At 61.5% G+C, this 20,529-nt stretch carries 18 protein-coding genes and 2 pseudogenes; 15 read left to right on the top strand and 5 right to left on the bottom strand.

Annotation, left to right across the window (positions count from 1 at the left end; all coding sequences use genetic code 11):
* Window positions 1–26: 26 nt before the first annotated feature.
* The gene (locus tag AWB82_RS19830) at window positions 27–1,376 is read right to left on the bottom strand and encodes a flavin-containing monooxygenase (protein WP_086970199.1); all 1,350 of its coding nucleotides are present in this window, start codon (window positions 1,374–1,376) and stop codon (window positions 27–29) included.
* Window positions 1,377–1,552: 176 nt separating this feature from the next.
* On the opposite strand from AWB82_RS19830, the gene AWB82_RS19825 reads away from it, so the two are divergent.
* The 6 genes from AWB82_RS19825 to AWB82_RS19800 all read left to right on the top strand — a co-directional run bounded on the left by AWB82_RS19825 (window position 1,553) and on the right by AWB82_RS19800 (window position 8,184).
* A complete protein-coding gene (locus tag AWB82_RS19825; RefSeq protein WP_086970233.1) occupies window positions 1,553–2,479 on the top strand; it encodes a LysR family transcriptional regulator in 927 nt (308 codons plus the stop codon).
* Window positions 2,480–2,656: 177 nt separating this feature from the next.
* Window positions 2,657–3,805 carry an aromatic ring-hydroxylating oxygenase subunit alpha gene (locus AWB82_RS19820; RefSeq protein WP_086970197.1) on the top strand — a complete coding sequence of 383 codons (1,149 nt, stop codon included), beginning with the start codon at window positions 2,657–2,659 and terminating at the stop codon, window positions 3,803–3,805.
* A 19-nt stretch (window positions 3,806–3,824) separates the two neighbouring features.
* Window positions 3,825–5,006: an ABC transporter ATP-binding protein gene (locus tag AWB82_RS19815; RefSeq protein WP_086970195.1), complete on the top strand. Its 1,182-nt coding sequence runs from the start codon at window positions 3,825–3,827 to the stop codon at window positions 5,004–5,006.
* Window position 5,007: 1 nt separating this feature from the next.
* Window positions 5,008–6,054 carry an ABC transporter substrate-binding protein gene (locus AWB82_RS19810; RefSeq protein WP_086970193.1) on the top strand — a complete coding sequence of 349 codons (1,047 nt, stop codon included), beginning with the start codon at window positions 5,008–5,010 and terminating at the stop codon, window positions 6,052–6,054.
* Between the two features lie 34 nt (window positions 6,055–6,088).
* Entirely contained in the window at window positions 6,089–7,342 is a 1,254-nt protein-coding gene (locus tag AWB82_RS19805; protein ID WP_086970191.1) for an ABC transporter permease, read from the top strand.
* A 14-nt stretch (window positions 7,343–7,356) separates the two neighbouring features.
* On the top strand, window positions 7,357–8,184 hold the full coding sequence (locus AWB82_RS19800; protein WP_086970189.1) for an ABC transporter permease: 828 nt from the start codon (window positions 7,357–7,359) through the stop codon (window positions 8,182–8,184).
* A 9-nt stretch (window positions 8,185–8,193) separates the two neighbouring features.
* On the opposite strand, the gene AWB82_RS19795 is transcribed toward AWB82_RS19800, so the two are convergent.
* Entirely contained in the window at window positions 8,194–8,925 is a 732-nt protein-coding gene (locus AWB82_RS19795) for a Crp/Fnr family transcriptional regulator (protein WP_086970187.1), read from the bottom strand.
* Between the two features lie 775 nt (window positions 8,926–9,700).
* Between AWB82_RS19795 and AWB82_RS19790 the strand changes: the two genes are divergently transcribed.
* Window positions 9,701–10,555, top strand: coding sequence for a class II aldolase/adducin family protein (locus AWB82_RS19790; protein WP_086970186.1), 855 nt, complete (start codon window positions 9,701–9,703; stop codon window positions 10,553–10,555).
* A gap of 79 nt (window positions 10,556–10,634) precedes the next feature.
* Complete coding sequence (locus tag AWB82_RS19785; protein WP_086970184.1) at window positions 10,635–11,957, top strand: MFS transporter; 1,323 nt, start codon at window positions 10,635–10,637, stop codon at window positions 11,955–11,957.
* Window positions 11,958–11,984: 27 nt separating this feature from the next.
* Here AWB82_RS19785 and AWB82_RS39190 read toward each other — a convergent pair.
* Window positions 11,985–12,511: pseudogene (locus AWB82_RS39190) on the bottom strand (IS5/IS1182 family transposase); the annotation flags it as partial.
* A gap of 127 nt (window positions 12,512–12,638) precedes the next feature.
* On the opposite strand from AWB82_RS39190, the gene AWB82_RS19775 reads away from it, so the two are divergent.
* From AWB82_RS19775 to ppnP, 3 genes are all read left to right on the top strand, one after another.
* The gene (locus AWB82_RS19775) at window positions 12,639–13,631 is read left to right on the top strand and encodes a hypothetical protein (RefSeq protein WP_143756783.1); all 993 of its coding nucleotides are present in this window, start codon (window positions 12,639–12,641) and stop codon (window positions 13,629–13,631) included.
* 8 nt (window positions 13,632–13,639) lie between these two features.
* Window positions 13,640–14,017 (top strand): hypothetical protein, encoded by a 378-nt coding sequence (locus AWB82_RS19770; RefSeq protein ID WP_086970180.1) that lies wholly within the window; start codon window positions 13,640–13,642, stop codon window positions 14,015–14,017.
* A gap of 230 nt (window positions 14,018–14,247) precedes the next feature.
* Window positions 14,248–14,568, top strand: a complete 321-nt coding sequence (ppnP, locus tag AWB82_RS19765) for a pyrimidine/purine nucleoside phosphorylase (protein WP_086970179.1) — start codon at window positions 14,248–14,250, stop codon at window positions 14,566–14,568.
* A 6-nt stretch (window positions 14,569–14,574) separates the two neighbouring features.
* Here the strand turns inward: ppnP and AWB82_RS19760 are convergent, their stop codons facing one another.
* A complete protein-coding gene (locus AWB82_RS19760) occupies window positions 14,575–15,741 on the bottom strand; it encodes a mandelate racemase/muconate lactonizing enzyme family protein (protein WP_086970177.1) in 1,167 nt (388 codons plus the stop codon).
* 89 nt (window positions 15,742–15,830) lie between these two features.
* Here AWB82_RS19760 and AWB82_RS19755 point away from each other — a divergent pair.
* From AWB82_RS19755 to AWB82_RS19745, 3 genes and pseudogenes are all read left to right on the top strand, one after another.
* Window positions 15,831–16,760, top strand: a pseudogene (locus AWB82_RS19755) (LysR family transcriptional regulator).
* A 142-nt stretch (window positions 16,761–16,902) separates the two neighbouring features.
* Window positions 16,903–17,928 (top strand): type IV toxin-antitoxin system AbiEi family antitoxin, encoded by a 1,026-nt coding sequence (locus AWB82_RS19750; protein WP_086970175.1) that lies wholly within the window; start codon window positions 16,903–16,905, stop codon window positions 17,926–17,928.
* The gene (locus tag AWB82_RS19745; RefSeq protein WP_086970173.1) at window positions 17,906–18,778 is read left to right on the top strand and encodes a nucleotidyl transferase AbiEii/AbiGii toxin family protein; all 873 of its coding nucleotides are present in this window, start codon (window positions 17,906–17,908) and stop codon (window positions 18,776–18,778) included. The genes AWB82_RS19750 and AWB82_RS19745 overlap by 23 nt, the downstream gene beginning before the upstream one ends.
* Window positions 18,779–18,782: 4 nt before the next feature.
* Here the strand turns inward: AWB82_RS19745 and AWB82_RS19740 are convergent, their stop codons facing one another.
* The gene (locus AWB82_RS19740; RefSeq protein WP_086970171.1) at window positions 18,783–19,799 is read right to left on the bottom strand and encodes a 1-aminocyclopropane-1-carboxylate deaminase; all 1,017 of its coding nucleotides are present in this window, start codon (window positions 19,797–19,799) and stop codon (window positions 18,783–18,785) included.
* 153 nt (window positions 19,800–19,952) lie between these two features.
* On the opposite strand from AWB82_RS19740, the gene AWB82_RS19735 reads away from it, so the two are divergent.
* Entirely contained in the window at window positions 19,953–20,480 is a 528-nt protein-coding gene (locus AWB82_RS19735; RefSeq protein WP_086970169.1) for an Lrp/AsnC family transcriptional regulator, read from the top strand.
* The last annotated feature ends 49 nt before the right edge of the window (window positions 20,481–20,529 follow it).

Here is a 20,529-nt window from a genome sequence, read left to right as displayed (position 1 = left end):
CACCTTGATGCTGGATAGGTTTGAAATCAGTTAATGCCCATCTCGCTGAGCTTATGGACGCGCGATTCGTCGGGCGCGCTCTCGCCGCCTTCGACACGCTTCTCTTCCACATGACGTTGTGGCTCGTCGTAGTACGCGAGGTATTTGCGCTGCGTGACGATGTGATCGGCGACATGTTTCGCGTCGTGCCACACGCCCCAGATGAACGCCGAGCCGCGGCGCGAGAGCCACGGCAAGCCGAGAAAATAAATGCCCGGCTCTTTCGCGACGCCGCGCTGATGCTTCGGCTTGCCCTTTTCGTCGAATGCATCGACCTGTAGCCAGGTGAAATCGACGGCATAACCTGTCGCCCAGACGATCGACGTGACGCCCGCCTTCGCGAGATCGAGTTCCAGAAGCGGATGCGTCATGCATTCCGGATCGGCCGGAATGATGCGCGCTTGCGGCTCTTCGGGAAGATCGAGGCCGTTGCGTTGCGCGTAGGCGTCGGCTGCGTCGAGTAATGACAAATAGTTCTCGTCGCCGCGCCGGATGTTATCCGCGAGATCGGCCTCGAACGTGACGACGGTATCGTCGAATGCTTTCGTCAGACCGACGAGCGTGATGCCCTGATGCGCGAGACGCCTGAAGTCCACCGTATGGCCGCCGCGCGCGCCGCTCACCGCGATGGTCACGTGCTCGCGGCCAGGCTTCATCACTTCCGCATCCCATTCGCCGAGCACGCCGAGCCACCAGCAGAAATCGCGGCCGCGATAGCCGCGCGGCGGACGATCGTGCGCGCCGACCGACAGATACACGCGACGGCCCGCGCGCTGCAATTCATCGGCGATCTGCACGCCCGACGATCCCGCGCCGACGACAAGCACGCCGCCTTCGGGCAATTGCTGCGGATTGCGATAGTCGGCGGAATGGATCTGCGTGAGATGCGCGGAAGTCGGTGCGATCGGCGGAATCACGGGACGCTGAAACGGTCCCGTCGCGACCACGACGCGATTCGCTTCGATGGTTCCTTCAGAGGTATCGACGGAAAAGCCGGGCCGTCCCGCATTGCGCACGACTTTCTTGACTTCGACGCCGGTGCGGATGGGCGCATCGAATTTTTTCGCGTATTCGACGAAGTATTGCGCGACCTGTTCCTTCGCCGCGAAGCCATTGGGGTCGAAATCCGCGAACTCCAGATTAGGAAAACGATCGTGCCAGGCGGGGCCGTTGGCGACGAGCGAATCCCATCGGCACGTGCGCCAGCGCTCGGCAATACGATCGCGTTCCAGCACGAGATGCGGCACGCCCAGCTTGCTCAGATGTTCGCTCATCGCGACGCCAGCCTGGCCGGCGCCGACTACGAGCGTGTCGATAGACGTTGTTTCCACTGTCATGGCTATGTCCTTCTGAAAGGCCGTTATATCCGTGATGTATTCGTGAAAATCTACGCGCCTCGATCCAATCCGAAAAATATATTTAAAAAATGCACAGCATCGGATTTGGCTATGCAATGATTTTTGAGCACTTCACAATGCCGCCGATCGAAGCCCGACTTCTGGAAATGTTATCGATGGAAACCCATCCCTTGCGCTATTCGCTGCGGCAGTTGCGCTATTTCGTGGTCGCCGCGGAAGCCTTGTCCTTTACCGGCGCCGCGAAGAAACTGCACATCTCGCAGCCGTCGATATCGACCGCGCTCGCCGATCTCGAAGCGTCGTTCGGCGTGCAACTGTTCATCCGGCATCACGCGAGCGGGCTATCGCTCACGCAGGCGGGCCGCGATCTGCTCGGGCAAGCGCGCAATCTTCTGAAGATCGCCGAAGAATTGCAGATGGCCGCGAAGGAAATGGATGGCGGCATGACCGGATCCATCGCGCTCGGCTGCCTCGTGTCGCTCGCGCCGCCGTTGATGCCGGGCCTCATCAGCCGCTTCACAGCCGGGCACGCGGGCATTTCGTTTCGCACGGTCGAGGCGCATCAGGACGGCTTGTTGCGCGGCCTGCATGACGGCTCGCTCGATATCGCCCTCACTTATAGCCTGGACCTGACCGAAGACATCGCGTTCACGCCGCTGCTTTCGTTGCCGCCTTATGTGATCTTGCCGAAGACGCATCGGCTTGCGAGGGCGCGCAAAGTGGCGCTCGCCGATTTGCAGTCGGAGCCTTATGTGATGCTGGACTTGCCGCATAGCCGCGAGTATTTCGCCGCGCTCTTCGACGCGGTCGGCAGCCGCCCGGTGCCCGCGTTCCGCTCATCGCAACCGGAAGTCGTGCGCGGCATGGTGGCCAACGGTCTCGGCTATAGCATCCTCAATTTTCCGCTCAAGTCGAATCGCACGGTGGACGGCGAAGACTTCGTGATTAAGCGCTTCAAGGATAACGTCAACGCGACGACGCTGGGCATCGCGCAATCGCGCACGATGCGTCCGCGCCAGGTAGTGCATCGCTTCGCGTCGTTCTGCGAAAACTATATCCGGCGCCTGCATATCGACACATGATGCGCGTGTCGCCTAATGCGAAGGTTATTCGCGCTGCATAGAGAAAAGCTTTGCTTTGTATCCGAAAACAATATTTTGGCTAGCAATTTGGCTTGATAGATTGATGTCCATGTCGAGCGCAACGCGGGCGAAACCCGCGGCAACGCGCTCTCACGCGGAAGAATCAAGGAGCGACTCATGGCCAGTCCGGCAAGCACGATCGCGGTGCAAACGCTCGTCGACCAGTTGCGGTCGAATTGCGAACGACCATTCAGCGATGCGCGCGCCATGCCGCCCGGTGTCTATACGTCGCCCGACTTCCTGTCTCTCGAAGAGCGCGAGATCTTCACGCGCGAATGGCAATGCGTCGGCCGCGCAAGCGTGTTGAAGGAACCCGGCGATTATCTGACGGCGCAGATCGGCGCGCAGCCGATCGTCGTATTGCGCGACGAGCACATGCAGCTCAAGGCAATGTCGAATGTGTGCCTGCATCGCATGTCGGTGCTGCTCGAAGGACGCGGCAACAAGCGTCGTATCGTATGTCCGTATCACGCGTGGAGTTATGGGCTCGACGGCGAATTGAAGGGCGCGCCGCTCATGGACCGGCAATCAGGGTTCTGCAAGGAAAGTTATAAGCTGCCCGCCGTGCGCTGCGAAGAATGGCAAGGCTGGATCTATGTGACGCTCAATGAAAACGCGGCGCCCGTCGAAAAGCAGCTTGCCGAACTGGGCGAACTTATCGGCGCGTACGGCATGACGGACTACACCGAGACTTTCTATGAAGAGCACGTGTGGGATACGAACTGGAAGATTCTCGCCGAGAACTTCATGGAAAGTTATCACCTGCCGATGCTGCACCGCGCAACGGTAGGGCCGCATTCTAAGCTAGAAGAAATGGAATGCCCGCCGGGTTATCCCGCGTTCAATTATCACTGGATCACGAAGGAAGCGAGCTTGCCCATAGGCAATGCGCATCCGGACAACACGCGTTTGTCGGGTCACTGGCGCAAGACGACCGCGCTGCTCGCTATCTATCCGACGCATCTCGTCACACTCACGCCCGGCTACTTCTGGTATCTCGTGTTGCAGCCGCGCGGCGTCGGGCAAGTGCATATCCGCTTCGGCGGCGGTCTCGCGCCTGAATTCATCGCCGATCCTGAAGCGAACGCGCATATGTCGGCATTGAAAAAACTGCTCGACGAAGTGAACGCGGAAGACAAGCGCGGTGTGGAAGCGGTGTTTCGCGGCGTGCACGCGCCGCTTGCGAAGCCCGGCAATCTGAGCCATCTCGAACGGCCCAATTTCGACTTCGCGCGCTATATCGCGGCGAAAGTCGCACAGCACTGAAAGACAGGACGCGATCACGATGTCAGAACCCTCCTTCATCTCCTTCTCGGGCGTGAGCAAATCGTATGACGGCGCGCACTACGTCGTGGAGGACCTGAACCTCGACGTGCGCAAGGGAGAGTTTCTTTCGCTGCTCGGGCCGTCGGGCTCGGGCAAGACGACCACGCTCATGATGCTCGCGGGCTTCGAAACGCCGACGCAAGGCGAGATCCGTCTCGATGGCAGGCGGCTCGACGACAAGCCGCCGCATCAGCGCGACATCGGCATGGTGTTTCAGAACTACGCGCTCTTTCCGCATCTGACGATTGCCGAGAACGTCGCGTTTCCGCTTTCTGTGCGGCGCGTGAGCCGCGCCGAGCAGAAGACGCGCGTGAAGCGCGCGCTGGAGATGATCGAGTTGCCGCATCTCGCGAACCGGCGTCCCTCGCAACTTTCCGGCGGCCAGCAACAGCGCGTCGCACTTGCGCGCGCACTCGTGTTCGAGCCGAGCGTCGTGCTGATGGACGAACCGCTCGGCGCACTCGACAAACGTCTGCGCGAAACGATGCAATACGAAATCATGCGCCTGCATCGCGAACTTTCGCTGACGATCGTTTATGTGACGCACGATCAGGCCGAAGCGCTCACGATGTCGGACCGCGTCGCCGTCTTTTCCGATGGCCGCATTCAGCAGGCCGCGACGCCGACCGAGCTTTACGAGAACGCGCAGAACGCATTCGTCGCGAACTTCGTCGGCGAGAACAACGGGCTCACGGGGCGTGTAGTTAGTGCGAACGACGAATGGGCGACGCTCGCGCTATCGGACGGCAGCGTGATTCGCGGACGCTGCGAGCACGGCCTGCGCGCCGGCGACGAAGCGATGCTCGCGCTGCGCCCCGAACGCGCGCACATTCCGGGCGCGCAAGACATGCAGCCCGACGAGCACAGCAACGTCGTGCGCGCCCGCGTCGATGAACTCGTGTATTGCGGCGATCATCATCGCGTGCATCTGAAGCTCGGCTCGCGCGATAGCCTCGTCGTCAAAGTGCCCAACACCCAGCGTCATGCACTGCCCGGCGCGGGCAGCACGATAGATATCGCATGGCGTCACGACGACTGCAAGATTCTCGCGATGATGGCGCCGAAGAACGCGCCCGCGATTTCCCCGACCACACCGCCCTCACCTTCTCTCATCTCGACCGCACCCGCAGGAGCCAACTGAAATGCGCACTCATATCAAATCACAATGCGCCGCACTCGCTGTATTTGCGTTTGCAACTATCTCGACACAGGCGGCGGAGACGTTGTCCGTCGTGACGTTCGGCGGCGCGTTTGAAGCCGCCGCGAAGAAAGCCTGGTTCGAACCGTTCACGCAGGCGACGGGCGTGAATTTCTCGACCGAATCGTACGACGGCGGCCTGGCCAAGCTCTCCGCGATGGAGCAGGCGAAGAACACGACGTGGGATCTGATCGACCTGGAAACCAACGACGCGATCACCGCCTGCGATGAAGGGCTGCTGCAGAAGTTCGACAAGAAAACGATCGGCAAGACGAGCGATTTCATCCCCGGCTCGATCAGCGATTGCGCGGTCGCGAGCATGGTGTGGTCCACGGTTTATGCCTACGACGCGAGCAAGCTGAAGACCGCGCCCGCCACCGTCAACGACTTCTTCGACCTGCAGAAATTCCCCGGCAAGCGCGGCCTGCGCAAGTCGCCGAAGGTATCGATGGAATGGGCGCTCATCGCCGACGGCGTCGATCCGAAAGATGTGTACAAGGTGCTCGGCACGCCCGCCGGCGTCGATCGCGCGTTCAAGAAACTCGACACGATCAAGAAGAACATCGTGTGGTGGGAATCGGGCGCGCAGGCGCCGCAGTTGCTCGCCGATGGCGCGGTCGTGATGGTGCAGGCCTACAACGGCCGTATCGACGACGCCGCGAAGAAGGACAACAAGCCCTTCAAGGCCGTGTGGGACGCGCAAGTCTACGACTTCGAGTGGTGGGCCATTCCCACAGGCGCGAAGCACGCCGATACGGCCGCGAAGTTCATCGTGTCGCAAGCGCAGCCGAAGGCGTCCGCGGATCTCTCGAAGTACATCGCGTATGCGCCGCCGCGCAAGGACGCGGTTGCGCTCGTCGATAAGCAGCGTCTCGCCGACATGCCGACCGCGCCGGATAACTTCAAGCGCGCCGTGCAGATCAACGCGAACTTCTGGGCCGACAATGCGGATCAGATCAACAAGCGCTTTCAGGTGTGGCTGACGCAATAACGCTCGTCAAGGACCAGAGGACCAGAGGAACGACATGCCTGCATCGATCCCCGCGCACGCCGCCGGTTCTCCGACGAGAGCCGATGGCCGCGCCTCGTATCAAAGAGCGCGCCGCCGCGCATCGGTGCAGGCGTTGTTGCTTGCATTGCCGCTGATCGTGTTTTTACTGTCGACGTTCATCGCGCCGATCGCGCTGCTGCTCGCGCGCAGTGTCGAGAACAAGGAAGTGCCGGACAGCATGCCGGCGCTCACACGCGCGCTCAATGCGTGGGACGGTCGCGGCGTGCCCGATGAACCTATGTTCGCGCTGCTCGCCGCCGGCCTCAAGGACGCGCAGCAGAGCGGACAACTCGGCACCGTCGCGCGCAGACTCAACTTCGCGCAACCCGAGTTTCGCAGTCTGCTGATGCGCACCGCGCGCAGCGTGCGCGACGAGACGCCGCCCGCGTGGAAACCCGCGTTGATCGAGATGGATGAACGCTGGAATTCGCCGGAAATCTGGCGTCTATTGAAACGCGCGGCCATGTCGCCGACGCCCGACTATCTGCTCGCCGCCGTCGACGCGCAAGTGACGCCGCAAGGCAACGTCGCATTCTTGCCGGATAACTCGTCGGTGTACGGCCGGGCTTTTTTGCGCACGATATCGATCAGCGCATCCGTCACGCTGCTGTGCCTCGTGCTCGGTTATCCGGTCGCTTGGCTGCTCGCCAATCTGCCGGCGCGAAGCAGCAACCGCCTGATGCTCTTCGTGATCGTGCCGTTCTGGACGTCGCTGCTCGTGCGCACGACCGCGTGGTACGTGCTGCTGCAACCGGGCGGCGTCATCAACGGTCTGTTGATGGGACTCGGGCTCGCGACGCATCCCGTGCCGCTCATTTTCAATCGCACGGGCGTGTTGATCGGCATGACGCACGTGCTCCTGCCGTACATGATTCTCGCGATCTATTCGGTAATGAAAGGCGTGTCGCCCGTCTACCTACGCGCGGCGCAATCGCTCGGCGCGCATCCGTTCACCGCGTTCGTGCGCGTGTATATACCGCAGACGCTGCCGGGCGTCGGCGCAGGCTGCTTTCTCGTCTTCGTGCTCGCGCTCGGCTACTACATCACGCCCGCGTTGCTCGGCGGCGCGGGCGATGAAATGATCAGCCAGCTCATCGCGCTGCAGACGAACACGCAGCTCAACTGGGGACTCGCGGGCGCGCTCTCGGCGTACCTCGTGATCTTCACCGCGATCTTCTATTTTCTGTTCAACCGCATCGTCGGCATCGACCGGTTGCGCTTCGGTTAAGGAGCATTTCTTCCATGACGGAACAACGCAACAAGGTGCTGACCGAACGCATCGCATCGCGATGGGTGCGCGTGCATACCGCGCTCGTGCTGTTCTTTCTCGTCGCGCCGATTCTCGCGATCATCCCGCTCTCGTTCAATTCCGGCTCGTATTTCTCGTACCCGTTGCAGGGTTTTTCGCTGCGCTGGTACGAGCAGGCGCTCACGAGCCCCGACTGGCAGCGCTCGCTCCTGAACAGCATCGGTATCGGCGCGGCGTCGACGTTGATCGCCACGTGTCTCGGCACGCTCGCGGCGCTCGGCCTCTCACGCTCGCAGTTTCCGCTACGCTCGGTGATCATGCCGGTCATCATCTCGCCGATGATCGTGCCGATCGTCGTTGTCGCGGCTGGCTTCTATCTGATCTTCGCGCCGCTCGGTCTCGTGAACTCGTATCCCGGCGTGATTCTCGCGCACGCGGCGCTCGGCACGCCCTTCGTCGTGATCACCGTGACGGCTTCGCTGCTGTCGTTCGATCAAAGTCTTCTGCGCGCCGCATCCGGTCTCGGCGCAAAACCGTGGACGGCGTTCCGGCGCGTGACCTTGCCGCTCATCACGCCCGCTGTGGCCACGGGCAGCGTGTTCGCGTTCGCGACCTCGTTCGATGAAGTTATCGTGATTCTCTTCATCGGCGGGCCGGATCAGCGCACGGTGCCGCGTCAGATGTGGAGCGGTATCCGCGATTCGATCGATCCGTCGATTCTCGCGGTCGCGACGATGCTGATCGTGTTCGCCGTGCTCCTCTTCGCGAGCATCAACTGGTTGCGCGGGCGGGCGGCTGCTGCCAGCCGCGCCCTCGTCTGATCGTGATACTTACGCGATCGCTTCGGCGTGACGGCGCGGCAGCATCCGGTCGAATTCGCGTTTGACGATGCCGTAGCACTCGCATGCGCGCTCTTCCAGTCCGGCGCGATCCAGGATCTTGATGCAGCCGCGGCTGTGATGAATCAGGCCCGCGTCGTGCAGCTTGCCGGCCGCTTCCGTCACACCTTCGCGGCGCACGCCCAGCATGTCGGCGATCATCTGCTGCGTCACGCGCAGTTGATCCGACGGCGTGCGGTCCGTTTGAATCAGCAGCCAGCGGCACAGTTGCTTCGACAGCGAATGATGACGATTGCATGCGGCCGTCTGCGCGACTTGCGTGAGCAGGGCTTGCATGTACAGCAACATCACGCGGCGCAGGAAGTCGGAGCGGCCGAAGCGCTCACGCAACGCACCCGCGCTCATGCGATAGGCAAAGCCCGCGCATTGCACTTGCACACGGGTCGGCATGGTGTCGCCGCCCGTCAGCACGGGAACGCCCGACATCCCTTCACGTCCAACCGCCGCGACTTCGACGGAGCCGCCGTCTTCCATCGTATGCAGCAGCGAGATGATCGCCGTGGTCGGGAAATACACGTGATGAATGCGTTGCCCGGAATCGCACAGCAGTTGTTCCGTGCGCAACTGGACGAGTTCGAGATGAGGTGCGATGGTCTGCCATTCCTGCGGCGGGAGCGCGCCCAACAGATGATTGCCGTGCAGGTCGGATTGAAGAGTCAACATTTTTCTTAGTCTCGTACGTTCGCGCTTCGCGCTTTCGATTTTTTCTGGCTCGCAACAGAATTCGTGCAGGCATCTGACGGCGTGCATCGAATCTGTTGCGACCAGCCCCGTAGTACGAAACCGCCGCTAGTACTTGTGTTTGATGTCGCGGCGGCTTCGTGCTTGGTCATACATTAGCGAGAGGTGTGCCAGCGAACGCCAATCCTTATACCAACAGGACTTTGCGCGATTCCCCACGCAACGCGCGGCGAACGTGCGCTCAAGTACGAAGAAAATTGATTCAAACGTGAACAGCGACCTTCATACGGATCGCGCGCGGATGCGGGATGACGCCAAACGTTTTCTTCTGGGGAATGTCTTGTCGGGCCGAGATCGGACGACGCATTCATCGGCCAGAACCAATGCTGTCGGGGGTCGGAAAGCCTTGTCGTAGCAGAAACAGGCCGTGCGTCAAAAACGTTGCAAAGGTGGTTAACGGCTGCGGACGCCGCTTTTGAAGTCCGATTGCCGAGATCGGCGGAAGCCTTATGCGGCGGGGGTCCGCTGGTTTTGTCGAGGCCGCGCGCCCGAAGCGCGCATAACCCAAAGCCGTTTCGAGACGCAACGAAAAACGTTGCATTGCCTAAACGGAAACGAAATTCGTCTTCTGCAAACACTTCAAAACAACGTTGCATGAATGTGACTCATGCAACGTTGAACAACCTTCGTTTGTGCGCAAGCATCGCTCGCGGCACCATGCGTGACATACCCACTTTGAACCGCATGGAGCGAAAAGATGAGCGACGTCATGGAGACCACCGCAAAGACCGCCGAGCAGGACATCGACCTCAAGGGCCGCGTGTCGATCTATCAGCCGGAGCAGGAAGGCCTGATCTTTCCCGAACTGCCGACGTTTGCGAGCCACGCCGAACATCGCCAGTATCTGAAGGAGCGCCTCGTCGCCGCATGCCGCGCATTTGCGTTGCAGGGCTTCGACTACGGTTTCGCGGGCCACCTCACCGTGCGCGACCCGGAGCATCCGTCGCGCTACTGGACCAACCCGATGGCCGTGCACTTCGCGCAGGTGAAGGTCTCGAACCTGATCTGCGCGGATCATCAGGGCAATGTGGTGGAAGGCACATACGCGCTCAATCGCGCGGGCTTCGTGCTGCACGCCGCCGTGCATGAGCAGCATCAGGACATCGTCGCGATGTGCCACGCACATACCGTGTACGGCACCGCGTTCGCGGCGCTGGGCAAGCCGCTTATTCCGATGTCGCAGGACGCGTGCGCGTTCTTCGAAGACCACGTCGTGATCGGCGATGAAGCCGGCAAGGTCGCCGTCGAAGTGAAGGGCGGCAACAAGGTCGCGAATGCCTTCAGCGGCGTGAAGGCCGCGATTCACCAGAACCACGGCCTGCTCACGGCGAGCCGTCACAGCATCGATTCGGCGGCGTTCTGGTTCATCGCGCTCGAGCGCTGCTGCCAGCAACAGTTGATGATCGAAGCGACGGGCATCACGCCGAAGCTCGTGTCCGAAGACCGCGCGCGCTACAGCCGCGAGCACGTGGGCAGCGACTATATCGGCTGGCTGCACTTCCAGACGATCTGGAACGATCTCGTGGCCACGCAGCCCGACATGTTCGAGTGATCCTTTCTATTTATCTTGCAGCACCTCGCCTTCGCAGAAAGGCGAGGCTATTCCATTTATAAGATTCGGAGACTTTCCCATGACTACGTCGAGACCAGCGTTCCCGGCGTCGCCCGAGTTTCGAAGCGCGGATACTTCTGAAGCCGCGCTCTATGCAAAAGTGACTTGGCGCCTCATTCCCCTGCTGTTCCTGTGCTATGTCGCGGCGTATCTGGACCGCGTGAACGTCGGCTTCGCCAAGTTGCAGATGCTGAAGGATCTCGGCTTCAGCGAAACCGTGTACGGGCTGGGCGCGGGCATCTTCTTTATCGGGTACTTTCTTTTCGAGGTGCCGAGCAACATCATCCTGCACAAGGTCGGCGCGCGGCTCTGGATCGCGCGCGTGATGATCACCTGGGCGATCATTTCCGCCGCGATGATGTTCGTGCAGACGCCCACGACGTTCTACGTCCTGCGCTTTCTGCTCGGTCTCGCCGAAGCGGGCTTGTTTCCCGGCGTCATTCTGTATCTGACGTACTGGTATCCGTCGGCGCGGCGCGGCAAGATCATCGCGCTCTTCATGACGGGCATTCCGATTTCGGGCGTGATCGGCGGCCCGTTGTCGGGCTGGATTCTTCACGCGATGAGCGGTGTGCATGGCTTCGCGGGCTGGCAATGGCTCTTCATGCTCGAAGCGATTCCGTCGCTCGTGCTGGGCTTCGTCATCATCTTCATGCTCGACAAGGGCATCGAGCAGGCGAAGTGGCTCACCGATGCCGAGAAGACGATTCTCCACGCCAACGTCGCGGCCGATGCGCACGGCGTCGAGTCGCACTCGTTCAAGGACGGCTTCACGAACCCGATGGTCTGGGCGCTGTCCGTGATCTATCTGTTCTTCATCATGGGCTTGTACGGCGTGGGCTTCTGGCTGCCGACGCTCATCAAGGGCTCGGGCGTGAAGGACCCGCTGACGATCGGCTTCCTCACCACGCTGCCGTATGCGGCTGCAGCGATCTCGATGATCCTCGTCGGACGCAGCTCGGATGCGCGCCGCGAGCGCCGCTGGCACGTCGCGGTGCCGGGTCTGATCGGCACGGTGGGCTGGATCATCGCGGTGATGGCGGGCAGCGGCAACGTCACGCTCGCGATGATCGGCCTCACCATTGCAACGATGGGCGTCATGACCACGCTGTGTCAGTTCTGGTGCCTGCCGACCGCGATTCTCGCCGGCGCGGCTGCGGCGACGGGCGTGGCGGTGGTGAATTCGTTCGGCAATCTGGCGGGCTTCGTGAGTCCGTATGTGATCGGCTGGATCATCGACAAGACGCATTCGACGGATCTCGGCGTGTATGCGCTCGCGGCGTGTCTCACGATCGGGGGATTGCTGGTGTTGTTGATGCCGAAGCGGCTGGTGAATCGGTGATTGGTTTGGCCGCCGTCGCCGACGAGTGACGCAACAAGCGATTTTTTTGAGGAAAGCCTCGCGGATGAACGCGGGGCTTTCGACGTGAATGCGCGGTCGGCGAACGTTGTGAGGTTGAACGCTCCGAGCGATTTCGGTGGCAATGCGGGTTGAATGTAGCGGGCGTCGTTGCGGTTGACGCCGGTCTGTATCACCGCGATCGTGATGCCCTGCCTGCACGTCGACGAGGAGGTTGTGCGTTGAATCGGTTCCCGCGCTGACTACAGGATTCGGTCGTGCCTTTCGACCTGAGCCCACAGCGCGGATCGAAGAAGAATCGACGATGACGCGAGATCGGTCGATTTGGTCGGCTGCGTGGAATCGCGCAAGAAGTGAATTGTGCCACTGCCGCGCCCCCCTCACGAGGTAGGAGGTCCCAACGCAGGCCCGTTCGTAAAACAACGAGAATGCCAGTGTGCACCGCAGGATTGGCGAGCGGCTTCGCCGTAGCTTCGGAAGGGCAGCAACCGTTCGGTGAGTGCCCATCGTTCATCATCGAGTGTCGACTTGGCCATGTCGTTCTCGTCGTCGAAATAAATGTACGCGCGGCCGTTCGTCGACGCCTCCATTTTTGAGATACATCCGCAAAGGCGAGGTTGCCTCCCGCTAGGATTAGCAGTCCTGTTAAAACGCGGAGGCCATGTGTCGTTTCCAGAATGGGGATATTCCTATAACGCACTCTACGTGCCATTGATGGAAGGCTGGCATTGCGCACTGATGCCCGCCCGCGAGGTGCAGGAGGTCGACCGCTCCTGGCTCTTGCCGTTCGAGGAGCGCAAGCAGAAGAGGAAGGAACAAAAAGAGCGGATCGAGCAAGACCGGCAGGACTTCGACCGGCTCTTCAGAGTACGGATTGACCGGCGGAGCGCACGCTCGCATTCCGACTTTCGCGCGTACGTCGATTTCATCGTCCGTATGCTACGGGTTTCGAGTTGGGACATGCCAGTTGATGGCGATGGCGTAGCTGGCGTTCTACGCCGCGCGGCCCGCGAGGGCCAGCTTGTTCCGGTGATCGCGCGCAATTGGCATGGCGGCCAGCGCGTTTTCAGACATTACGCGCCGCAGCGGTGGCCGACCACGGGCGGCGGTGCGCAAGCAACAAGCGAAGTTCTCACTTGGCGCGAATTCGCGGCACTCAGGAAGGCCAATGGCGAGACGGGTTTTGGCGTTCATCTACTGGATTCCGATGTCAGGGCCGTGAGCAATCTCGCGTCCGGCGCGAGCGGTGCTGGCGGCAGCGGCTTCGACTGGATGAGCGTGATTGAAGCGGCGGGAGGAGCGCTCGCCGGGACGGTGCTTGGGGGCGCCGACGCCAGCAGCAATTCGACGCTCAGGAACTTCGAAAATTCCGGCAACGCCGGGTCGTTGCTTGGCGACGCGCAGCCGTTCGAGTACGAACCCGACATGGTCGGTGAGGACACGTTCGATCTTGCGGGACTACCCTTCGACGGTGATCCGGGTTGGATTGAATCCGGTCCTAAGCAGAAGAAGCAGTGGCGAATGTATGGTGCCGATGGGACACCGGTAGTAGACATTGATTTTGACGATCATCATGGGCAACCAAATCCTCACGCGCACAATTGGGAAGGAAAAGGGGGCGACCACGGCTGGCCTGTTTCCATCTTTCCACGATAAGGCAATATATGAATGAGATTTCCAACCGGCTTTCCGCATATGGTCACTTCCATGACTGGTATCTGGAAACGATTGTTGTTCGGGGCATGATCAACCGTAGAATTCCGGACACGCTTGTTCTTGGGTTATTCGATTACGAACGCGAAGTGAGGCTCACATTCAACGGCGTCACCCGTCTCGGGATTGAATCGGGTGGCGCGCTGAACATCGTAAATGCGATTGAGATAGTCGACCCAGATAGCCAGGCGTTCCAGCAAGCTCAGAGTCTTCTAGCCAAGTCAGCGCACGACAAAAGAAGAGGGATTCACACGGCCTACCTTTATTCAACGGTCGGCGCAGAGATTGCAATCGAGTTCGACTCATTGACTATTGAGTCTGAGGGTTAGCGCAAATTGCTTAATCCCTGCAACGAAGCTCGCGGATTAGACGCGCGGCGGCATGAATGTCGAGGTTTCGCAAAATCTGCTCCACGGAAGACCTGTCGTATTCTGTACATCCCGGCACGATTCTTCGGGAAAATCCGGTTCTATCCGCTCAAAAGCCACTCCAGCAGAACCCACCACCCTTTTTTGTATCATGACGGACCCTCTCCCCCAACCCGTCAAGGACCATCACCATGACCGCCGCAACGCAATTCGATCAGGTTTCCGTCATCAAGCGCGCCAACGTCTACTTCGACGGCAAGTGCGTGTCGCACACCGTTCTCTTCGCCGACGGCACGAAGAAGACGCTCGGCGTGATCCTGCCGGGCACGCTCAACTTCGGCACCGACGCGCCCGAGCTCATGGAAGTGCAAGCGGGCCAGTGCCGCATCCGCCTCGACGGAAGCGACGAATGGAAAACCTACGGCGCGGGCGAGTCGTTCTCGGTGCCGGGCAAGAGCCGCTTCGATATCGACGTGACACAAACGCTCGACTACGTCTGCAGCTATCTCTAACGTCCCCTATGCGGAAAGCTTGCGCATCTCGGCGATAAGATCCGCCTTTCCTTCGAATCCGATGCCGGGCAGATCCGGCATCGTGATATGGCCGTTCTCGACCTTCACGCCATCCGGAAAGCCGCCATACGGCTGAAACAGATCCGGATACGATTCGTTTCCGCCAAGCCCGAGCCCCGCCGCGATATTCAACGACATCTGATGCCCTCCGTGCGGAATGCAGCGGCTAGCCGACCAGCCGTGCTGACGCAGCATGTCGAGCGTGCGCAGATATTCGACGAGTCCATAGCTCAGCGCGCAATCGAACTGTAGCCAATCGCGATCGGCGCGCATGCCGCCGTAGCGGATCAGATTGCGCGCGTCCTGCATCGAGAACAGGTTCTCGCCGGTGGCCATCGGCTTGTCGTAGTAATTGCGCAAGATTGCCTGCAACTCGAAGTCGAGCGGATCGCCCGCTTCCTCGTACCAGAAAAGATCGTATTGCGAGAGCGCCTTCGCATAGCGAATCGCGGTATCGAGATCGAAGCGGCCATTCGCATCGACCGCGAGCTTCTGGCCGTCGCCGAGCACGCTCAGAATCGAATCGATACGGCGCAGGTCTTCATCGAGCGACGCGCCGCCAATCTTCTTCTTCACCACCGTATAGCCGCGATCGAGATAGCCGCGCATCTCGTCTTTCAGCTTTTCGTGATCCTGTCCCGGATAGTAATAGCCGCCCGCCGCATACACGAACACCTTGCGATTCGGTTCGCCGTTACCGTAGCGATCGGCGAGTAACTGGAACAGCGGCTTGCCCGCGATTTTGGCGACCGCGTCCCACACGGCCATGTCGATCGTGCCGATCGCGACCGAACGTTCGCCATGTCCGCCCGGCTTTTCGTTAGTGAACATCGCCGCCCAGATCTTGTGCGGATCGAGGTTGTCGCCGTTTTCGTCGATAAGCGTATCGGGTTGCGCTTCGAGCACGCGCGGGATGAAGCGCTCGCGCATCAGCGTGCCTTGTCCGTATCGGCCATTCGAATTGAAGCCGTAGCCGACGACCGGCTTGCCGTCGCGGATGACGTCCGTCACCACGGCGACGAGGCTGATCGTCATCTTGCTGAAGTCGATATAAGCATTGCGGATGGGCGAGCTGATCGGAACGGTCTTCTCGCGGATTTCAACGATTCTCATGGCTTCGGTTCCTTTGTGTTGGCAAGGCTAGGATAGCCGCGCGAGGGAGCGTTAGAATTCACTGAATTTCATTTCATATTTCACTTAACGTGAATACCGACGCTTCCTCGGACTTCGACTTTTTCATTCTGCTCGCGAAGCTGAAAAGTCTTTCGGGCGCGGCGCGCGCGCTCGATCTCACGCCGCCGGCCGCGACCAAACGGCTCGGGCTCATCGAGCAGAGGCTCGGTGCGCGGCTCGTCAATCGCACGACGCGCAGCGTGAGTCTCACGCCCGAAGGCGAAACGTACTTGCGATACGCGCTCCAGATTTCGGGCCAGGTGCGTGAGATGGAGGAAGCGATATCCGGCGCGCGCACCGATCCGAAGGGTTTGCTGCGCGTGAACGCGACGCTCGGGTTCGGCCGCACGACCATCGCGCCGCTCGTGTCGGAGTTTGCGAAGCGCTTTCCCGCCGTCGAAGTCCAGTTCGAAGTGACGGACCGTCCGGTCGATCTCGTCGAAGGCGCGTTCGATCTCGCGATCCGTTTCGGCGAATTGCCCGACAGCCGGTTGAGCGCGCGACGCATCATGAGCAACCGGCGGTTTCTGTGCGCGTCGCCGAAATATCTGGAACGCTTCGGCACGCCCGAAAAAATCGAGGATCTCGCGCGGCATCGCTGCATCATTCATCGGCAGAACGACGACGCGCATGGCGTCTGGAAGTACATGCGCGGCGACAGCATCGAGGCGCTGAAGGTGAAAGGCATGCTGTCGAGCAACGACGGCGATATCGTGCTGCGCTGGGCGCTCGACGGCCACGGCATCCTGATCCGCTCGGAATGGGACCTCGCGAAATATGTGCAGAGCGGGCGGCTGCGGCTCGTGCTGCCGGAGACCGTGCTGCCGTCAGCGGATCTGTTTGTCTACTATCCGGGTCAGAGGAATTAGACGGCGCGGGCGCGCGCGTTCATCGATTTTCTGATCGATCGTTTCAAGGCTCCGTTCGTGCCGGTGGAGACGGGCGTGAAACGGGCATGAAACGGGCGGGACGAAAACAATGAGAGCCGAAAGAGACCGGATCGATGCGGCTCAGGCCCAACGCGCAACACTCATTTTGTCCAATTTTTTACGCTGTCCACGTTTCGTGTACACTGCACAAACCTGGACAATCAACCCGCCAATGCCACCCGCCGATCCGCACATCGAGCAAGTCGTCGAAGCAGCCGCAGCCGCCTTCAGCGACGCGACGGGCCTCGCCGCGCGTAACGTCAAACCGCCCGCGCGCGGCGGCTACGACGCAGCCATCGAATTCCGCATCGGCGGCGCGCGCTTCAAGCGTCCCGTCATCGTGCGGGAAAACATCGACCGGTTCGGCGCGTTGTCCGCGTTCAGCGCATCGGTCACGCACGACGGCCGCGCGAAACCCACGCTCGTCACCACGCATCTTTCCGCCGACATGATCCGCGCATGCCGCGATCTGGGCGTCGACGCGCTCGATCTCGCCGGCAACGCGAGTCTCATCGAAGGCGCTAGCGTCGTGATCGTGTCGGGCCGTCCGCGCGCCGCCCACAGCAAGGCGCGACGCGCCCCAACCTGGACGAAATCGACACTGCGCGTCACGCTCGCGCTGCTTATCACGCCCGCGCTACTGGAGCGCGGCTATCGCGAGATCGCGCAAAACGCGGGCGTCAGCCACGGCACGGTGCAGAACGCCGTGCGCGCGCTCATCGATCATCGCGACGTGTTCGAGCGGCCCGACGGCCGCGGCCTGCAATTCGCCGACAAGGAACGGCTCATCGACGAATGGGTCACGCTGTATCCGCGGCAATTGCGCGAATCGCTGCTGCTCGCGCGTTATCGCGCGGAGTCGAGCGACTGGTGGCGCGACGTGCCCGATCTGCCGGGCCGATGCCAGTTCGGCGGCGAGCCCGCAGCGGCGATCCTCACGCAATATCTGAAGCCCGCGACGGTCACGGTGTATTGCGCCGATGCCGTGCCGCGCGAGTGGATCAAAGAGGCGCGGCTGCGGCCCGACCCCGCCGGAAACGTCGAATTCCTGCGCGCGCCCATCGCGCTCGCGCCCGTCGATGGCCTTGCGCCGAACGTCGTCGCTCCGCTCATCGTCTATGCCGATCTCGTCGCGAGCGGCGATCCGCGCAATCTCGAAACCGCAAGGATGCTGCGTGAACGCTACCTCGCCGCTTGAACTGCTGCCGCATCGTCCGCTTGCCGGAATCTTTTCCGCGATGCTGCGCGAAGTCGTCGCCGCGTCGCACGCAACGAACATCGCGTGGTTCATCGGCGGCGCGAGCGCGCGCGACATCCTGCTCACGCACGTCCACGATATTCAGGCGACGCGCGCAACCGCCGACGTCGATATCGGTATCTCGATTCAAAGCTGGACCGGACATGAAGCGCTGCGGCGCGCGCTCGTCGCATCGGGTCATTTCACGGCGCCGAAAGGCTCGGCGCATCGGCTGAATTACAGCGCGCCGCCAACCAGCGAGCGCACGTGGCTCGATATCGTGCCCTTCGGCGGCGTGCAGGACGCGCACGGCGAAATCGCGTGGCCGCCGGACGGATCGGTGCGCATGAACGTCGCGGGTTTCAGGCAGGCGCTCGATGCGGCGCTCGACGTGCGTATCGCGCAAGATCTCGTCGTGCCGGTCGCATCGCTGCCCGCGCAGGCAATGCTCAAGATCGTCGCGTGGCAGGACCGGCACGCAGCCGACCGCAAGGACGCGATCGACCTGCTTTTTCTGATGGCGCACTATGCGCAGGCCGGCAATCTCGACCGCCTCTATTCCGATGCCTTCGATCTCGTCGAGCGCCACGGCCACGATCCGGATATCGCGGGCGCGGCGCTGCTCGGCCGCGACGCGGCGGCCATCGCAACCGGCGGCGATCTCCGCGCGCAGATTCTCGCGATCCTGCGCCCGGACGATCCCGCGCCGCCGCTTCTCACGCACATGCTCGGCGCGCGCATGCCGGTCTTCGAAGCGGATACGTCGGAGCGCGTCGCCGCGTTGTTCCACGCATTTCGCGAGGCGTTTTAGGCACTCATCCGTTTCGAAACAGATAGCTGTACGCGTTGAGCGCGGGCACGCCGCCGAGATGCGCGTAGAGCACCTTCGAGCCTTCGGGGAATTCGCCGTTGCGCACCATCTGGATCATGCCGTCCATCGACTTGCCTTCGTAGACGGGGTCGGTCAACACGCCTTCGAGCCGCGCGCAAAGACGAATTGCATCGAGCGTGCCCTGGTTCGGCAGGCCGTACTCGGGGCCGCCGAAACGCGTATCGAGAATCACGTCCTCGCGCGTGATGTCCTGGCCGAGGTCGACGAGTTCCGCCGTGTGCTTCGCGATGCGCAGGATCTGCTCGTGCGTCTGCTCCGGTTTCGCCGATGCATCGATGCCGATCACGCGCCGCGCGCGCCCGTCCGCCGCGAAGCCGACGACCATGCCCGCCTGCGTGCTGCCCGTCACCGAGCACACGACGACGTAATCGAACCGGAAGCCGAGTTCCGCTTCCTGCGCGCGCACTTCCTCCGCGAAGCCGACGAAGCCGAGACCGCCCAGCGGATGTTCCGAGCAGCCCGCCGGAACCGGAAACGGCTTGCCGCCCGCCGCGCGCACGCTTTCCATCGCGTCCTGCCAGCTTTTGCGGATGCCGATATCGAAGCCATCGGCGACGAGGCGCACGTCCGCGCCCATGATTCGCGACATCTCGATATTGCCGACGCGGTCGTAGACGGCATCCGAGTAATTGACCCAGTTTTCCTGCACGAGCACGCACTTCATGCCGAGATGTGCCGCGACCGCCGCGACCTGGCGTGTCTGGTTCGACTGCACGCCGCCGATCGACACGAGCGTGTCGCAGCCTTCGGCGAGCGCCTCGGGGATCAGATATTCGAGCTTGCGCGTCTTGTTGCCGCCGAACGCGAGGCCGCTGTTGCAGTCCTCGCGCTTCGCATACAACTCGACCTTGCCGCCGAGATGCGCGGAAAGGCGCTTGAGCGGCTGGATGGGCGTCGGTCCGAAAGTGAGCGGATAACGGGGAAAACGTTGCAGGTTCATGGTCGGCATCCTCGTGATGGTGGGACTGCATGAACAGAATCGTAGAGATTCCCGTCGTCGGCCGGGTTGCGAAAAAAAGGCGTTGGGCCTAACGTTTCTTGATGCGGCATCCAACCCACCGACTTTTATTTCGCACAGAAGCCCGTTGAAGCAATGAAAAAATCCACGCCCGCTCCAAACCCGCATCCGCCAAGCGTCCAGACCGATCGCGTCGATCGCGCGATTCTGCGTCAGTTGCAGCGCGACGCGTCGATCTCGAACGTCGCGCTCGCGGAGAAGGTCAATCTCAGTCCGCCCGCGTGCCTGCGGCGCGTCGAGCGGCTGCGTGAAGCGGGCCTGATCCGCGCGACCGTCGCGCTGCTCGATCCGAAAGCGCTCGATGCCGGCATGCTCGTCTTGATCGGCGTGATCCTCGACCGCTCGACGCCCGATTCCTTCGACGCGTTCGAAAAAGCCGCGCAGAAAGTGCCCGGCTGCATGGAATGCCACGTCGTGACGGGCGAATTCGATTTCTTCATGCTGATCCGCACGCGCGACAGCGAAAGCTTCAACCGGCTCCACGCCGAGAAGCTGCTTTATCTGCCCGGTGTGCGGCAGATCCGCACTTTCGTCGTGCTGCGCGAGGTTCTATCGACGACGGCGTTTCCGATCGGCGAATCGGCGGGAACCCGGGCGACGTAGCGTCAAACACACTTTTGCGAAAGACCTGCTGAAAAATTACGCTACGATT

The organism is Caballeronia glebae (genome assembly GCF_001545035.1).
In the GTDB taxonomy this organism is placed as follows: domain Bacteria; phylum Pseudomonadota; class Gammaproteobacteria; order Burkholderiales; family Burkholderiaceae; genus Caballeronia; species Caballeronia glebae.
The sequence above is the reverse complement of the archived record's forward strand: the minus strand, read 5'-3'. Positions and strand labels throughout refer to the sequence as shown.

Bases quoted from the DNA above. Each gene is read 5' to 3' on its own strand.
- AWB82_RS19760 (WP_086970177.1), bottom strand. From the start codon at position 15,741: ATGAGAATCGTTGAAATCCGCGAGAAGACCGTTCCGATCAGCTCGCCC.
- AWB82_RS19750 (WP_086970175.1), top strand. From the start codon at position 16,903: ATGCCACCCGCCGATCCGCACATCGAGCAAGTCGTCGAAGCAGCCGCA.
- AWB82_RS19795 (WP_086970187.1), bottom strand. From the start codon at position 8,925: ATGTTGACTCTTCAATCCGACCTGCACGGCAATCATCTGTTGGGCGCG.
- AWB82_RS19800 (WP_086970189.1), top strand. From the start codon at position 7,357: ATGACGGAACAACGCAACAAGGTGCTGACCGAACGCATCGCATCGCGA.
- AWB82_RS19830 (WP_086970199.1), bottom strand. From the start codon at position 1,376: ATGACAGTGGAAACAACGTCTATCGACACGCTCGTAGTCGGCGCCGGC.
- AWB82_RS19785 (WP_086970184.1), top strand. From the start codon at position 10,635: ATGACTACGTCGAGACCAGCGTTCCCGGCGTCGCCCGAGTTTCGAAGC.
- AWB82_RS19820 (WP_086970197.1), top strand. From the start codon at position 2,657: ATGGCCAGTCCGGCAAGCACGATCGCGGTGCAAACGCTCGTCGACCAG.
- AWB82_RS19815 (WP_086970195.1), top strand. From the start codon at position 3,825: ATGTCAGAACCCTCCTTCATCTCCTTCTCGGGCGTGAGCAAATCGTAT.
- AWB82_RS19770 (WP_086970180.1), top strand. From the start codon at position 13,640: ATGAATGAGATTTCCAACCGGCTTTCCGCATATGGTCACTTCCATGAC.
- AWB82_RS19805 (WP_086970191.1), top strand. From the start codon at position 6,089: ATGCCTGCATCGATCCCCGCGCACGCCGCCGGTTCTCCGACGAGAGCC.
- AWB82_RS19825 (WP_086970233.1), top strand. From the start codon at position 1,553: ATGGAAACCCATCCCTTGCGCTATTCGCTGCGGCAGTTGCGCTATTTC.
- AWB82_RS19735 (WP_086970169.1), top strand. From the start codon at position 19,953: ATGAAAAAATCCACGCCCGCTCCAAACCCGCATCCGCCAAGCGTCCAG.
- AWB82_RS19790 (WP_086970186.1), top strand. From the start codon at position 9,701: ATGAGCGACGTCATGGAGACCACCGCAAAGACCGCCGAGCAGGACATC.
- AWB82_RS19810 (WP_086970193.1), top strand. From the start codon at position 5,008: ATGCGCACTCATATCAAATCACAATGCGCCGCACTCGCTGTATTTGCG.
- ppnP (WP_086970179.1), top strand. From the start codon at position 14,248: ATGACCGCCGCAACGCAATTCGATCAGGTTTCCGTCATCAAGCGCGCC.
- AWB82_RS19740 (WP_086970171.1), bottom strand. From the start codon at position 19,799: ATGAACCTGCAACGTTTTCCCCGTTATCCGCTCACTTTCGGACCGACG.